General features: G+C 25.9%; 9 protein-coding genes. 1 reads left to right on the forward strand and 8 read right to left on the reverse strand.

Going from position 1 to position 17,746, the window contains the following annotated elements:
- Position 1 precedes the first annotated feature (1 nt).
- Positions 2-3,013: a lipoprotein 17-related variable surface protein gene (locus tag ACLFP3_RS00095; RefSeq protein ID WP_412031570.1), complete on the reverse strand. Its 3,012-nt coding sequence runs from the start codon at positions 3,011-3,013 to the stop codon at positions 2-4.
- 190 nt (positions 3,014-3,203) lie between these two features.
- Positions 3,204-4,991, reverse strand: coding sequence for a molecular chaperone DnaK (gene dnaK / locus ACLFP3_RS00100; RefSeq protein WP_412031571.1), 1,788 nt, complete (start codon positions 4,989-4,991; stop codon positions 3,204-3,206).
- Between the two features lie 215 nt (positions 4,992-5,206).
- Between dnaK and ACLFP3_RS00105 the strand changes: the two genes are divergently transcribed.
- Positions 5,207-5,911 carry a purine-nucleoside phosphorylase gene (locus ACLFP3_RS00105; RefSeq protein ID WP_412031572.1) on the forward strand — a complete coding sequence of 235 codons (705 nt, stop codon included), beginning with the start codon at positions 5,207-5,209 and terminating at the stop codon, positions 5,909-5,911.
- Positions 5,912-6,392: 481 nt separating this feature from the next.
- Here ACLFP3_RS00105 and ACLFP3_RS00110 read toward each other — a convergent pair whose 3' ends face one another.
- The 6 genes from ACLFP3_RS00110 to ACLFP3_RS00135 form a co-directional block, all read right to left on the reverse strand.
- Positions 6,393-7,592, reverse strand: a complete 1,200-nt coding sequence (locus ACLFP3_RS00110; protein ID WP_412031573.1) for an Mbov_0401 family ICE element transposase-like protein — start codon at positions 7,590-7,592, stop codon at positions 6,393-6,395.
- 60 nt (positions 7,593-7,652) lie between these two features.
- The gene (locus tag ACLFP3_RS00115; RefSeq protein ID WP_412031574.1) at positions 7,653-8,354 is read right to left on the reverse strand and encodes an Mbov_0400 family ICE element protein; all 702 of its coding nucleotides are present in this window, start codon (positions 8,352-8,354) and stop codon (positions 7,653-7,655) included.
- 169 nt (positions 8,355-8,523) lie between these two features.
- The gene (locus ACLFP3_RS00120) at positions 8,524-12,768 is read right to left on the reverse strand and encodes an Mbov_0399 family ICE element protein (protein ID WP_412031575.1); all 4,245 of its coding nucleotides are present in this window, start codon (positions 12,766-12,768) and stop codon (positions 8,524-8,526) included.
- Complete coding sequence (locus ACLFP3_RS00125; protein ID WP_412031576.1) at positions 12,768-13,694, reverse strand: Mbov_0398 family ICE element protein; 927 nt, start codon at positions 13,692-13,694, stop codon at positions 12,768-12,770. The genes ACLFP3_RS00120 and ACLFP3_RS00125 overlap by 1 nt, the downstream gene beginning before the upstream one ends.
- 159 nt (positions 13,695-13,853) lie before the next feature.
- Positions 13,854-16,592, reverse strand: coding sequence for an Mbov_0397 family ICE element conjugal transfer ATPase (locus ACLFP3_RS00130; RefSeq protein ID WP_412031577.1), 2,739 nt, complete (start codon positions 16,590-16,592; stop codon positions 13,854-13,856).
- A gap of 14 nt (positions 16,593-16,606) precedes the next feature.
- Positions 16,607-17,743, reverse strand: coding sequence for an Mbov_0396 family ICE element transmembrane protein (locus ACLFP3_RS00135; RefSeq protein ID WP_412031578.1), 1,137 nt, complete (start codon positions 17,741-17,743; stop codon positions 16,607-16,609).
- Between the last annotated feature and the right edge of the window lie 3 nt (positions 17,744-17,746).

A 17,746-nucleotide genomic window follows, 5' to 3' on the forward strand; every position in this document is an offset into this window, starting at 1 on the left:
TTTATTTTTCAAGTAATTTCTTGACTTCATTAACAAATTTATAAGATTCTTTATCTCCGGATTGATTTTTATCAAGAACGCTTTCTTTTCATCAATTAATAATTTCTGAAACTATCTCAAAATCAATTTTTTTCTTTTCATCTTTAACTTTGTCTCATTTATCCAAAGTTTCTGACATATATTTTGCTTTTAATTCTGTTGCTTCTTTTTTATTTTTAGTATCTATTTCTTTAAGTCTACTAAATAAGAAACTTGTTTTATAAGCTAGTTGGCTTCTAAAAGAAGATAATAATTTACTTTCAATATCATTATATTCTCTTGTATATTGATTTAAAAATGAACGTAAGAATGTTGCATCAGCCTCAGGATGATCCAAAATATTTGATTTGATATTTTGAGATTTTTTACGCAATTCATCCATTTCTTTTCCTAAGTATCCATTAGTTTTAGAAGGATCTTTAACATCTCAATTAGGGAATGTAATTTGATCATACAAAGAAGTTCAATTGTCAATTTTTTCTTTTAATTTTGTAGCAGCATCAAGAACTTCTCTTACTTCTGAATGAGCTTTCTTAACTTCCTTATCTAGTTTTTCAGCAAATGATTTATTATATGTTTTTAAGGTTTTTTTCACTTCATCTAAACTATATGATTTTAAAGCATCTTCTAAAGCCTTCAATGCTGATTCTTTTTTAGTTTTCATAAGACTATATATTCCATTTTCAGGTATAACTAAAGAGTGCAAAATTGAAATTGTTTCTTTAATTTCTTTTTTTAGTGGCTCATATTCTTTTTGATTTTTTTTCAAAATGTCTTCAAAATCAAGTTCAATTATCATTTCATTAGTAAAAACTTTTTCTTTTTTAAAACTTCCATCTGAATTCCTTCCAACAATTACCTCTCTAAATAATTTATATGTTAGAGTAACTTTAGTACCATTAATTTTTGAACTAACTCAGTGAATATTATCTTTAGTCTCAGACTTTAAAGTACCAATTTTTGCCAAATTAGTAGTTAATTGTTGGTGGGTTCAATTTTCAAATCCCTTTAAATTAAGAATATCTGATTTTTCATTTCTAGTTAACGAAACTCTACCTTCAGGAAAATTCTTTTTAAAACCTATAAAGGTTTTTGTAATAGTCTTTTTAACAGTAGGTAAATCTTTAAAAGTAAATTCCATTTTTAATGTTAATTCACCAGTTTTATCATTTGGTATTAGAGTATATTTAACATCGTAATTTTCAACACTTTTTGTTTCCTCAAAATTTTCTTTAACAATTTCGCTAGGAATTTTTTTAACTTTATCTACATCATTTTTTAAATTAATTCCATTTGCTATTTCATCAATAGCCTCTTCAGCATTCTTTTTAATAATGTCTGTCAAATCTAGTTCAACTTTTTGAAGTTGAGAATAAACTCTTTGTTTTTTATTTGGATTTTCTTCAGTTCCTGCTAAGGCTTCTTTATATATTTTGTATTCTAAGCTTAATTTGATACGGCCATCCTTATCGCGTATTATTTGCATACTTACAATTTCTACATTGTATCCATTTATTAAACCTTTAATATCGAAATATTTTTTTAAATTTTTATCCTGCAATAAAGGATTAATAAGATCTTTTTGTAAATTTATTAATTTATTTTGAGTATAACCACTAGGCATAAATGTTAATGATGGAAGGTTTTTTTTAACTTCTGCTTTTTTAAAACCCGATTCTCTAAAGGTTGCTTCACCAACTATTAAATCTTCTTTAATATGTTTAAAATATGCCTTGGCAATTAATTTTCCATTTACATCATCGAATATAAATTTTCAAATAATTTCATATTCCAAATTTTTCTTATCTACACCTATTAAATCTTTTTTAATTTCACTACTTAAAATTTTGGTTCTATCAAAATTTTGCTTTCATTGAAGTTTTAAACCTTTTTTATATTCATTAAATTTATCTACTATTGATTGATATTTTTCAATAATTTTTTTAAAATCAGATTCAATAAATTTTTCATTAGATTCTATAATTTCTTTTTTATAAGGATTATCTTTTGTGCCTACAATAATTTCTTTACTATATTTATAGAAAAATTTAAATTTTGTTCCTAATATTTCTACTCTTGTATAAGTAACATTAACCTTTTCTGGCTTAATTAAATCAAAAAGTCTTTTTAAAACTTTTTCTTTTTCTTCATTAGTTTTTGAAGCATTAAAATCATCTAAATATGATTTTAATTCGGCAAGTTTTAAATCAGATTTTTGTTTGGCCACAATGTCAACTACTTTATCTAATGACTCTTTTTTAAAATCAGAAAAGTCCGCTTCAATAGTTTTAGATAATTTTCTACCATTAATATAAAATGTTGCAACTAGTTTTACTTGACCATTTTTATCATTAGGAATTGCTCTAAGTTCAACTTTATAATCGCCAAGAGGTTTAGAAAATTGAAAGATTTGTGAAAGATCTTTATTAAGAAGATCACTTGGTAAAATTTCTGATTTATCAATATTATTTTTTAATGTTAAGGATAGATTTTTACTAAATTTTTCGAATTTTTCATTAGTATCATCTTTAACAAAATTTTTTAAAACAAACTCTTTTCTAAGAGTCTCAGTTTTACCATCTTTTTTAGTATATAAAATTTCAACAGTTAATTTTAATTGTTGTAAGTCTTTTGAAAGTTTAGTTTTAAAAGTAACTTTTGCATTATTTAATACTTTTTCAGAATCTTTATTGTAAGTAACATCATAGTATTCTAAAAGTTTCCTATTTTTTAATGTTAAGGACTCTTTTTCAAGACTTTTTAAAAAATCATAAGCAGTTTGAGGAACTTGTTTTATTGTGCCATTTTTTTCTTTTTTAGGCTCAATATTTAAATTATCAAGTGCTTTTTGTAGATTAGCCTTATTTTCATCGTCAGATGTTTTTTTACAAGCTAATGCAACTAATGGAGTTGATAAAAATGCTGAAGTGTTCAACATAGTAAATCAAAATTTTTTGGTTTGTTTTTTTGTCATAAAATTCCCTTCTATTGTTACTTTTTCAAATTTTGCGAAAAAGTTCAAGAAGTTTAACATAAAAAGTTTCTTTTATAAAAAAAATAGGGAAAAAATATAAAAAATACATTGCAAAAGACGGTTTTTTAAGTAAAAAGGTAACAAAATAACAAAAATATGACCCATAATCAGCCATATTTTTTGTATAAAATTATTGTTTGTTTTCGTTGTTACCCTTATTTAAATCATCGGGATTCATACCTTGTTTTTTAAGAATTTCCATAGCCTGAGCCATTTTTTGATCAAACTCATTTAATTTCTTTTCTAATGCTTCAAAATCTTTTTTATCTAATAATTCTTTAAATGATTTAAGTTCATTTTCAAGTTCTTGTTTTTGATTATCAGGAAGTTTTTTAGCTTCTTCACTTTGTAAAGTTTTATCTAATTGGTTAATAGTTTGTTCAGCACGAACTGATATTTCGATTTCATGACGTTTTTTCTTGTCAGCTTCACGATTATCTTCTGCTTCTTTAACCATTTTTTGAACTTCTTCTTCAGACAATTTTGAAGTATTTTGAATAGTAATTGTTTGTTCTTTATTAGTTTTCTTATCTTTAGCTGTAACTTTAGTAATACCATTGACATCAATTGAAAAACTTACTTCAATTTGAGGAACTCCTCTAGGTGCAGGGTCTATTCCTTCAAGATTAAATTGCCCTAATATTTTATTATCAGCAGCTAATTGTCTTTCACCTTGAGTAATAACAATAGTTACGGCTGTTTGATTATCTTCTGCAGTTGAAAAAATTTGACTTTTTGTTACAGGGATAGTTGTATTTCTTGGAATTAAAGGAGCTACTATATTACCTTCAACTACAATACCTAATGTTAATGGAGTAACATCTAATAATAAAACATCTTGAATGTCACCGGCTAAAATAGCTCCTTGAATTGCTGCTCCAACACTAACTACTTCATCAGGGTTAATAGAGTTATTTAATTTTTTGCTTGTAGTTTCTTCAACTAACTTTTGAACAGCTGGCATTCTTGTAGAACCACCAACCAAAAGGATTTCGTCTAAATCTTTAAATTCTAATTTAGCTTCTTTTAAAGCATCAATTAAAGGTTTTTTGGTTCTTTGTAATAATGAATCAGTCATTGATTCAAATTCTGATCTTTTTAATTCAAGTTCAACATTAATAGGACCATTAGCACTCATTGCTAAAAATGGAAGTGAAATATTAGCAACCATGCTTTCTGAAAGGGTAATTTTTGCTCTTTCAGCTTCTTCTTTTAATCTAGCCATTGCCATTTTGTCTTGACTTGGGTCATATGAATATTTAGTTTTAATTTGACTAACCATTCATTTAACAATTTCATTATCTCAATCATCTCCACCTAAATGATTGTCACCTGATGTTGAAAGAACTTCAAAAGTTCCATTTTCCATTTCAAGAACAGAAACGTCAAATGTTCCCCCACCAAGGTCAAATACTAAAATTTTATGGTTTTTATCTTTATTTTTATCTACTCCAAAAGCTAATGCTGCAGCAGTAGGTTCATTAATAATTCTTACTACATCTAACCCTGCAATAACACCAGCATTTTTTGTAGCTTCACGTTGTGAATTATCAAAATATGCTGGAACTGTAATAACTGCTTTTTTTACCGGATGTCCAATTTTCTTTTCAGCATATTCTTTCATATAAGAAAGAATCATTGCACTAATTTCTTCAGGTTTATATTCTTTATTATTAGCTTTAACTACTTGACTTGTTCCCATTAATCTTTTAATAGAAGCAATACTATCTGGATTAGTTTCTAATTGTCTTTTGGCAACTTCACCAACAATGGTTTCACCATTTTTAAATGCAACTACTGATGGAGTTGTTCTTTTTCCATTTGGGTTTTCTAATACTTTAGGTTTACCATTTTCTAAAATTGACACAACTGAGTTGGTTGTTCCTAAGTCAATTCCTAAAATAACTTCTTTTGCCATATTGTTCTCCTTAATTTATATATGTAAATATAATTGTTTTTTAAATGATTTTTTACATTTATAGATAACATTTTATCACTTTTTTTAGCACTTTAACAAAAAGAGTGCTAATTTTTTATCTTTTTATAAAAACTTAAAAATTTATTATTTTTATAGTTTCAAAAAATAATTAAAATATTGATTATTATTAATAATAAATATATAAAAGGAGAAATATGGCAACACCACATATCGAGGCAAAAATAGGAGAAATAGCAGAAACTGTTTTAATGCCAGGCGATTCATTAAGAGCTAAATTTATGGCAGAAAAATATTTAAAAAATGTTAAACTAGTAAGTTCAGTAAGAAATGCTTTATTTTTTACTGGTGAATATAAGAATAAAAAAGTAACTATTGCTGGAAGTGGAATGGGAATGTTTTCAATTGGAACATATGCTCAAGAATTGTATAGTGAATATGGAGTAAATAACATTATTAGATGTGGAAGTGCTGGAGCATATTCAGATAAATTAAATGTTATGGATGTAATTATAGTAAATAGAGCATATAGTGACAATGATAGCATTTCTAAATTAACATTAAATGAAAATCAAAATGAGTATTTTCCCTCAAAAGAATTAATGAATAAATTAATTAATAGTGCAAAAAAACTTAATAAAAAATATTATGTATGTAGTACAAACTCAACTGATGTTTTTTATAGTATAAGATCACTAGAAGATACAATTAAAGTGACAAAATCAGATGTTGTTGAAGCTGAAAGTTTTGCTTTGTTTGCTTGTGCTAAAAGAAATAACAAAAGGGCAGCAACTATATTACAAATTTCTGATTCATTACCAAAAGGTGATTATACTGACTCTAAAACAAGAGAACAAAAATTTACAGATATGTTTGAAATTGCTTTAGAAACTTTAATATAAAAAAATAAAGAGCAATTAATGCTCTTTTTTTTTATTATTTTGGAAGCGTTGAAATTCTGGGGGGTCAGCTTAAATCAGGAGATTTACTGTTCAATCTTATTTTATCACTAAAACGCATTAAATGTGTGTTTTTATCTTTTTATGCTCCTAGTGCACCACACTACTTACACTTCACCTTTTGCGTGCGCGCACGCGGCTTGATTAGCCAAGATAAGACAACACCTAAAACTTTTTGCCAAAGTGGCGTTTTTTATCTTGCTTTTTTACAAAGTAAAAAAGATATAATGGTCAAAAGCGCTTTCAAAAAATCACCTTTTTGCTTAATTTGCTTTCAAAAATGAAAGCAGTCTATATTATTACTATACTTTGTATAGTAAAATTAAATTTTTTAGGCTTTCAAAAATGCGGGTAATGACTACTTTTTTAGAACATTTTAACCAAAACTACATTTTTTTAAAAGAGTAAAAAAATATTTTCTGCCCTAGCAAAAAATAACATTTACATCATTAGGAATGGTAAATAATATCCTTCTTTTTATACTTTCAAAGGACAAATTAGCAAACTTAATTTTAATATTTTGCTTTAAATAATGACCAATAAAAGTCTCAGCATTACCACCAAAATACTCACAATTTTCATAGCTTTTAATAATAGATTTTTGATTATTTTTTCATAATTTAATTAGTCTTTTTAAACTTTTTTTAGTCTCTTTTTTAGCTTTAGCAATTCCTAAAATTTCCAAACATTGTTCTAAAAAATCCCCAATTTCATCATACCTTTTTGCTTTCCACAAGCTTTTAAAAATCATAAATGGATTACCAATATAGGGTTCATAATTTAATTTATTAATTTTATTTATTGTCTTCGAATAGCCTAAATTTTTGAATACTTCAGCCATAAAATGGTACTTATCAAAATGTCTCCGAGCTTTAATTTTAATAGCAAAATTAGTAATTATTTTGGCTCCATCTCCTGATAAATTTAAAGGCAAATCACTATATATTTTTTGCTTAATTTCTGTAGCTATTTTAGCTAAATTTTCAAGCTTACTTTGAGCATTTTCTTTATATTGATTTACATTGTTAAATTGGAAAACTAATAGCTTATTTTTTAGTTTTGTATGAAGTCCAACCATTCTAATCATCATCTCATTTTTATAATGATTTTGACTCATTTTAATATAGGCATCATCCATTTCAATTTGGCAAAATTTATCATGCTTTTTATCAATATTTATCTCATTTAAAGAAGCTTCAAAATCTATAGTTTTGCTCTTAATTCAATAGCTTAAAACATCATATGGAATCATTGATTTTTTAGCTTCATTTTGGTTGTCATTTCTTCTTCTTAAATTGTGAGTTTTATATGCTTCTAATACTTGTTCAAAATAGTATCTTTTAAGGCCATTTTTTCGAATATTTTCATTAGGATGATAGGTTATTTTCTCACCAGTTTTTTTGTCTAAATATCTAGTAATGTTATAGTTAAATTTTTCACCATTTCAAATCAAAATTCTAGTCTTTTTTTGATTAACTATCCAGCTGCTAAATTCTGGATTTATTAGCCTTTCTCTTTCTCTAAAGTCCTTTTCTTGTAAGTTTCAAAACATAATAATATCTTTAGCAATCGAATGTTCATTTATCTTAAATTCTTGGCCATTAACCATAAATGTTAATTTCATAGTACTAATATTTTAAATTTTTAAAATAAAAACTACTAGCTTTTAGCTAGCAGTCTAATACTATAGTTTCATTTTTGGAGGATCTGGTTCTTCGATGTTTTCCTGCTGTTGCATATACGTCTCTTCAGCTAAATTTTTAAAAAATTCACCAGAATCATAACTATTATTAAAAACTTCAAAAGCTTGTTGTTCTTGTAAAAGATTAACTATATCCTCTAACTTATTATTTAACGTTTTCAAAGCTTCTTTTGCTATAGAAGAATTACTATCTAAATTAGCATGTTTTAATGCAATCTTAGATAGTTTATCATTGGGTCAGTGGCTATAAACAATTTCGTTATATGGATAGCCAGTTTCTTTATTAATATAAACATTTTGAATAGTTAAATTGCCACTCTGAGCTCTTTCATATAACTTCGAATAAAGTTTTTCAGCTTGCTCTAAAGGTAAAGCTTCAAAAGCTAATTTTACAACCTTTGGATCATATAGTTTTTCAAACTCATTTCTATCCATTATTTGGACATTTCTTAAATCAACATAACTATCATCTAAAGATGAATTAGAACCATATGAGATATGAATTTCACCAGACTGTTGAGTTCGTTTTATATCATTCTTAATATAGCTTCTGGCATTTAAATATCATACTTTATTTCCCACATAGAAGATAACTACTGGATGTATTCCCATCTTAAAATATAGATTTCCTCTGTAATCAAAATTAATTGATTTATTTTTATTTGAAAATTTAATTTTACTCATACCAAAAATTATAAACTAATCATTTTTTTGAAATCAAAAAGAGGGAAATATGCTTACCCCTCTTTTTCTTTCTTACGGCCCTGGATTTCCCTTGGCCTTATGTTTAAATAATACCATATAGTACTTAGATATTTTAAAAAATATTAAATAAATTTACTATTTTTACAAATTACTCTGTTTTATTATTATCTAAAGGAGTTTCATGAGTTTCTTTAGCTAAAGTATCATTATTTACTTTATTCTTTTGTTTTATAGTATTTTTAGACTTATTTTTCTTTCTGCTAAAGATACTCTTAATTTTTTCTTTAAACTTATATCATTTTGAGTTTTTATTAACCTTTTTAATTTTTTTACCATATGTCCAAGCATATTTTCTTGATAAGAATCTAATTAAAAAGACAAGGCCAATAATAGCTCCAATACCACCAACTATCATTAATAGAATAAACCATCATCTATTAACTATTTTATTAGTTTGTTTTTCATCTTCAGTATTAGGATTAATATCATCAGGATGCTTTGGATCATCAGGATCTTTTCATTCAGGATCTTTTGAAGGGTCATAATCTTTATTAACTTTATTGATAATATAGCTATGAGCAAAGCCTTCAGTATCCTGATTAGGCATAATAATAATCATTTTATAAAAGACATTAATATTTAATTTATGGTTAATAATGTCTCGCTCAATCTCATTTAATAAAAAATTTTTATAGTTTTCTAGCTGTGCTCTAATCGATGGATCCTTAGGTTCAAATTCAATGTCAATTTTCTTACCATCAATTTCAATGGTTTTATAGTTTTTTAGAAATTCTAAGCCTTCATCAATAGCTTTCTTAAGATCTTTATCTTTTAAAAGCTTCTCATCATTATATTTCATGATAAGCTCAAATCAATAAGCTTTAATATTTAAAGCATAAATCTTATAGTTAGTATTAGCTTCTAAAGATAATTTATCAGCCATTTCCTTAACTAAAGCAATAATAAACTTTTTAATATTTTCATACTTGGTTTCACTAATAACATTATCTTTATTTAAAAGTAAATAAGTTAAGTTTTTAAGATTAAACTTACCACCATCACCAACATTTTTAAAGTTAATAGTTTTTAAATTTAATAAATTGGCATTAATACCTTTTAAAACTAAATTGGCGCCCTTAGTTAAAGACTTACCTCTCATTAACTGAGTAATAACTTCTTCTAAATTGGCTATTTTGATATCTTTATCCAATTCGATTTCTTGACCAATATGAGTTTTATTATATTTAGCTAATTCTTCTTTAATTAGTCTAATAACTTCAGCTTTTAAATACTTTCTAAAATCAGCATCAATTTGTTCGCCTGTTTTATATTTTGCTCAAAACATTTGCTTTGAAATATTCAAAGTAAATTCTTTAGCAATATCTAAAGTTTCTAAATCAATTGCTGGATCATAAATATGTCAAGCTTCATTTTTAAAATATATTTTTTTAGTTGAAAGTAGATATTTACCTTTACCTCTAAAAGTTAAAGCTATTCCCTCATAAGTTTTATTTTCATCTGAACCATAAATTGAAACAGTAGCTAATTTATTAAATCATTCTTCTTCTAAAGCTTTATTTTTCCATTCTTCAATATATCAGTCTTGATTTTGGACTAACCCTTTTAATTTAGGATTATCTTTAATCGAATAATCAATATATTCTTGAACAATTCTTTTAATATCTGCTAATTGTTTTTTAGTTCTACCATTTAAATTAGGAGTTTGTTTTCATAAATAATCGTTAAAAATATCTTTTGCTTCATCAATAATATCTTTATTATTTTTATCAGCTCAGGACTTTAAAAGTCAATTTTGATAATAGTTTCAAACTTCTTCATATGAAAGCTTTCAAACCTCTTCTTCAGTTAAGTTTTCATTATTGATAAGTTGCAACATAAAATGTTTGCCTAAAGCAGAATTCCAAAAAATTTCAAATCTTTTTTGTAAAGAAATATTTTTTTCGTCAAATTTATTCTTAATTTCATCATAAAAATAATTCTGTGGTTTATTATCTTTTGATATTAGCACTAATCGAACATTACTAATACCTTTCTTACTTGTAGCTCCTATAAGTCATAAGCCTTCCTCTGACATATAAGCATTTTGACTACCACCATTTTTAGTCGATAAAGGAATAATCTTAGAATCTTCTTTTTTAACCCATTCACCTTTAGCATTGTAAAGTTTGACTTTAAAATAGCTTATATCATCATCGGATAAGTTTTTATCTTTAAAAATATTTCTTAAAGCGCCTTTACCTAAAACTGAAGCTTCAGCGAAAATGCCAAAATCATTTAACCAATTTAAATTTGGATAAACAAATCTTAGCTTTTTCATAATTTCATCATTCAAGCTATTTGCTGGGAACCAAACTATTTGTTTTTTAGTTCCAGTATTTTGGTCAATTGCTGGATCGTATTTAGGATTAACTTTTGGTAGTCCTGTTTTAGGATCTAATACTTGTTTGCCATCTTTTTCTTCAAATTCAGTAATAAGTTCTTTCTGATTAGGATTATTAGCTGGATCTCAAGCATATCATTTAAAGTTTTGTCTTGTCGATTGGGTATTAATAACATAAACTATCTTATATTTACCAATAGGCTCACCTGTATTATTAGAACCATTTTTATACTTAAGAATTTCAATAACATATTCATTTTTATGATGACTATTTTCATCATTAAGTTCATTTTGAGGTTTGTTTTTATCTTTTTCATCAAAAGCCACTTTTTCTTCATCTGAAGCAGAAGACCTTAAATCTTTTAAATCATAAGCAAAGACTCTATTAATAACATCAACTCTCTGCTTATTAATCATTAATACTTCTGTTTCATCTAAATTAGCACTAAATGTTACATAGCCCGGGCTATTAATTAATCATTTACCACCTCAACCAGCATCGCTTGTTGCATCTCTTGGGTCAGATATCCTTAAAGGAACGTCCTTTTCATACTGATTATCCAATCTAAAAGTACTATTAGGTTTATTAATATCATAAAGATTTTGTTCTTTTAAAACATTACCTGGTCTAATGTTTAATCTATTCTTAAAGTTACCTTCACCATAATTGAAATAAATATTAGTAGGTTCTAAAACTGTTGGAATATTTTCTATTAATGAAATACCCTCATTAAAAAGTTTTGAGAACATATTATAAATAGTTCTCATCATTTCTTTTTTATCATTAGGAACCATATTATTTGAAAATTCATACTTATGATTTTCCACTTCTTGTTTAATTTTTGCTTTGAATTCATTAGTGATATCTTGACCGTTATAAGTAAGCTTCTTTAATTTATAGTTCAAATTAAAAGATGTAGCATCATCATTAACATATGGTACATAGCTAATTGTTGCTTCAAAGTTATTAAAACTAATAGTTTGTTCTAAAGTATTTAACATTTCTTTTAGCTTTTCTAAATTAGATTTTCCTCCATGTTCTGCATAAACACTATCGCAAGAAGATTTTAAATTTCCCATTGTATCTGAAGCTATTGTTAAAGGCTTATTTTCCTTTAAATTTAACTTTTCTAAAAAATGAGCATAGTGATTAATATCTAAACTATTAGCAAATTTACTAATAAGTTTAGCTACATCATCAACATTAATATTATTTCATTTCTTTAATTTAAAATTAACTCTCAATTTTTCAGTTGCTTTAACTCAAGCTTCTTGGTATAAATCTTGATTTTGAATTTTTTTAGTTCTACCATATTTGATGTTAAAGTTTTCTAAAGAGCCAAAATCAAAATTACCGTCAATTAATTTATATTCAATATCATTATTACTTTTGGTATATTTTTGCACTAGACTCTTAAATTCATTCTTAAGCAAATAATTAAACCTATATTCTAAAGGAGATAAAGTTATTCTATCTCAACCTGGTTCAATAATAGGATAACAGTGATATGGATCTCTTGGATCACAATCTTCTCTATCTTCTTGATAATCATAAAACAATTTATCATCAGTTATTTTTGCATTATATGTTGACTCTTGCTGTAATCCAAGCGGTTGTGAATTATCATATTCAAGAGTTATTCAGTTTGTTGTGTTATTGTAATTATCTAAATTTTTAAAATGATTAAAATTTGAACTATTTAATTGGTGTCTAAAATCATCTGAATTAAACCTATCAGCAAATCCCTTGTTTTGAAAATTCCCAAAGCGGGTGTTATATTCTCATGCTTTAGCATTTTCAATTGTTTTGTTATATGAAAGATTACTAAACAAGTTTTTTATATCTATTTCATTTTTTATAATTTCATATGTTTTATTAGTTTCATAAACTTTCTTATATGTAGTAGCAGAAACTAAAAAAAGTGGAATAACACTTATTCCTGAGCCTATTAAAGCAGATGAAGTTAATAATATTCTTTTAGCTTTAATCATTATTTATCTCCTAAATCTTCATCTAAAATAACAAAACTATCATCTTTAGTATTTTTAAATTCATTATCAATTTCTTCATAATATTCACTTGTATTTTTAGCAAAATTAGATGAATTATTTATTTCATTTAAAGCTTCATTAAACTCGCTATCAGTCATAGTTCTAATAAACTCCTCATATGTCTTTTGGCTTTGAGCAAATCTCTTATTAAATTTCTTAGTTAATTTATCATTAAAAATTTCTGAATCTTCTCTTCGATCTATAAAATATTTCATTTCTCTTAAATACTTAGCACTTGGCTCATTAGTTTCATTTGCAAGTTTTGGATTATCTAAAAATAAAGCATTAATAATCATGTTTAATTTCATATTAATAATTTTTAGTTCCACAGACTCTTTAAAAAATAGTTGTCTAAATTTACCATAAAGTGGTCCTAAAGCAGCATGAGTTCCCTTATTAAAAGTTCAAAATAAATCGAATTGAAACGAATGCATTAAATGTTTTTCTAACTGACCATAAATTCTTTCCTTAACAGCTTGATTAACTTCACCATAAACACTTTTATTTTGCTTAGCTAATTCTTCAGTCCATCTAATTCAAGCTCCAGCATCTTTGCCACTAAGTCGTCCTGAAAATCTTATTTCTGTTTCTCTAGCTAATTGCTGTTTAGTTTTTTGCAAAATACTAATCTGCTTTTCTAATTGTTTAACTGCTCTTCTTCGACGTTTCAAAGCAAGATGTTTATCTTTAGCTATAGTTTCTTTAATATTTTCTTCACTAAGTTCATCTGCTTCTTCTGAAGCTTCTTCTTTATTGTCATCAGCAAGATTAATAAATTCATCTTTATTTTCTTCAACAAGCTTTTCGTTTTGTTTTTCTAAACCTTTAGCTTCTTGAGTTTCTTTATCCTTATCTATATCCACCATAATTTAATCTCCCTTATTCTTAATTAATTACTAATATCCCGCATATATGCGCGCATAATGCTCGCATATATGCACAATATTAGAATTTGATACTTATTAGTTTTTTGCAATACTACGCATACATGCACCTATAATATACGCATACATGCGCAGTATTGCCTACTTATATTTGAAAAACATCTGCTTTTCTAAATTGTTATAGTAAATATCTAATCTAATTCTCTGATTTGAAGTGATGTTAAATAAACATTTACCATATCGAGCAGAAACCAAATATCTAGTTTCACTTTTAAGCAGCTGGTTAGAATTCTTAAATAAATTCTTAGTTGCTTCTATATCTTGATCCTTAAGACCAAAAAACATTGAATATTGACAATTTTCAATAATCTTAGTAGCATCTTCGCCTGAAAAATCATTTGGATTTTGTGTAGTAAAAATATTACCTGCATAAAACTTTCTAAAAGTTTTGGTATTTTCCCTCATAGCTCTTAAAATGGCAGGATTATTCTTATCAACATATAAATGTGCTTCATCAATAACTAAAGCACAATAAGTGGCTAAAGCTTCAAGTTCTTTAGCATCAATTAAACTTTGCCTATGTTCTTCTAAATACTTAAGTCTCTTTTTTTCATTTGCTAACGCGTTAGCATAAACTATATCATTAATAAAATTCAATAAGCACAAAGTACCTAATTTAGCAGCTCTAGTGTCTTTATTTGTAACCAAATTTGAAGTATTAAAAACAATAAAATCATTTTTAAGTTCAATATTAGTATGTCCATTAAATAAACTTTGAAACTTTCCATTATCCTTAAATAAAAATGAAAGTTTTTCTATTAAGTCATCCAAAATAACTTTTTTCCTTTTAGAATCATTAAATCGATTAGTATCATACTTTTTCATAAAACTAATCAAATTGCTTATTGTTGGTCATTTATTATTAGTTCAATCATTAAGATCATTTAATTTAAAAGCTTCTTTAGCTTTATAAAAGTCTTTTAAAATATTTTGAAATAAAATTCATTCACTATTTTCAAAACTAATAAGTAAATGAAAAAATTCTTCTAATCAACTTAAATGGTTATTAATAATAGTTTCCATATTATTGCTATCACCATCTTTTAAACTATTTCTAATTTGTAAAGGATTAATAATTGTTCCCCTACCACTACCTAAATCAATAATTTGTCCATCTAAAGTATTAGCTAAATCTAAATATTCTGCTTGTGGATCAATAACCACAACTTTATTATTAGCTGCTAATAAAGAAGTAAGCATCTTCTTAGTGAAAGTAGTCTTACCTTTACCTGAAGTCCCTAAAATAAACATATTAAAATTAGTTCGATTACCATCACCTAATTTAAATAATTTAAAAGTAATTGGATATTGTGTTATTTCTGATTTACCTAAAAGTAAATTATTATTATCATTCAAAGCATCAGTTTCAAAAGGTCAACCAATAGCTAGATTATATGAACTAATCCAATAGTTTTCATTTTCCAATTTTGAAAAAGGAAAATTACAAAAATCCATTAAAGCAAAGAATTGTCGATACCTTAAATTATTTAAGCTAATTGAAGCTTTAGAAACTATATTTCTAGTACTCTTAGTTTGATAATTTAAATCCTTTAAACTATCTGCTTCATTTAAAATGTAAATGTTAGTACTAAATAATTTTTGACCGTCTTTATGGATTTGATAAATCATATCCATTGTTGCCTGTTCATCAATAGAACCTGCAACCTGACTTGTTACTGACCTATCAATGGATGAACTATCAATTGATGCTAACATTGATTTATCCAAATGCTTATTAACCAAAGCATCAGGAATATTGTAGTTATTTCAAACTACCATTCCATTTGAATTGAAAATTTCTTTTATTCATTTTTCATTAAGTTGATATGGTAGCTTATTAATACATAAAATACGATAGAACTTGTTATTTAAATTAAAATAATCATTTTTAAAATTAACATTTTCATAAGCAAATAATTTATCTAATGAACCACTTGTGCCATACTCATAGTCTTTCAAAAATTCTTTAATTTGTTCATCAGTTGCATTCTCAAATAAATTTAGTTTTGCTACAAACTTTAATAAATTAAAATCATCTAATATTTCTAATAAAATATTACAATCACTAAATTTCTCTTCAATAGTTTGAATATAGCTATCTAAAGAATTTAAGTTAATAGCGTTTATAATCAAATAATAATTATCAGTAAGTTCATTAGAATCTAACTTCTTAAAATCTTTAATATTTTCTTCATAATAACTACTTCATAATTTTTCATTATGTAGTGTATTATTTTTAATATTTTCAATATATTTTAAATTAATTGTAAAGTCTGCTTTTTCTTGCATTTTTACAAAAGATATTTTAGTTTCTACATTAGCTAAAGCATTAGCAAAATTATCAATAAAAGCTTCTTGAGTTTCAATATCTTCTTGTCAAATGTTTAGACCCCTCAATTTGAAAACTGAAAAATAATTACTATTTACATTCGCGCCAAACAAATGCGAACTCGACTTTTTATTTTTAATAACTCCTAACGCTACTAAAGAATCATAAGGATTTAAATCAGTTGCATCTCTTTTGGCTTTCTTCCCATAATTTTTTGGCAGGATTCAAAACAAAAACATCCTTCATAACAAAACATATATTTTGCAGTTATTCTTTCTTGATGGCAAAATCAGAATAACTCCTATCAAAATGAAACTAATTCACAAAACTAATCATAAATAACTTCAAACATTTAATAATTTTGAAATAAAAAATGCTAAAAAGAATCCTATTGCTACAATTGCAATAAGTTCATAAACATCTCTTACTGTTAATCATCTATTAACTTTCGACTTTCGATTCTTAATTCTTGAAGGTTGTAATGAAGTCATTAATATTTTCCTTTCTATTTTGGAGCTACAGCATTAGCTGCAACTGAAGCGCCCTTAGTTTTAACAGCATTTCTTATCTTATGGATTTCTTTTCCAGCCTTATATCCTTTTTGTGCAGTATGAGTAAAATCATTTGACATACTACCACCAATAAATGCTGTTGATACTTCTGCAAGTTTTTTAAATGAAAAACCTGTTCCAATAATTACTAACAATTGAAAAACTACACTACCAATCTCACCAATAAAAGCGGTTTGATTGCTTAGAAATGTTGAAGTTCTACCAACAAAAACACCCATCATTAAAAGGCCTATATAATAAACTGCACAAGATAATAAATTGCCTATATATTTTTCTTTTCAAATTTGTATTTTTTTATTATTATCATTAATGCTAAAAGCAGGTAAAAATGGAAATGAAACAAATAATAAAAAGTTAATAAAAACTTTTGAAACTACATCAAAAATAACTAATAACAATGGAATTGAAATTAATCATCCTACTAAAAGCAAGCTAAGGCCTATTGATAAAACAGATTTTGAATGTTCACCAAAACCAGCACCAAAAGCACTAATAAATGTTCTAAATCCTCAAGTTTGATCAAGAATTGTTTTATTTTTGTTTAAAAATATTGAAGGAATTTTTGATCTAACATTATCTGGAAACATATTTTTAATTAGGTTATCAGTAATAGAACCAAAATTATTATCACCGCCACTTGCTAAAGCATTAGTGATTTCGGTAAAAATGATATTAACAAACAATACTAACACTTGAAACATAATTAATAGCACAATGCCTTTAAAAGTAGCAAATAATGATGTCTTAAAAATCTCATTCGCTTTTGCTCCATCCATCTCCTTGGAGTATTTAAAAATAAAGAAAAAGAAATTAATCATTCATAAGACTGAACTAACAATTAAAAATTGGATATAAACATTAGGAGTTGATCAATTTTGATAACCATCACCTGGTCTAATTCCAAAAATAACAAAATTAGGTAAATCTATTGCAATTGATTTAAAAATAAATGCAACAGCTGTAAAAATCATAAATCCTATTAAAGCAAAATTAACCAACGCTAATCACAAAGCACTTCTAATAGGCAGCATAATAAGATCGGCTAATGGTTTTAAAATCTTAGCTAGCATACC

The organism is Metamycoplasma buccale (assembly GCF_046774455.1).
Lineage (GTDB): Bacteria > Bacillota_I > Bacilli_A > Mycoplasmatales > Metamycoplasmataceae > Metamycoplasma > Metamycoplasma buccale.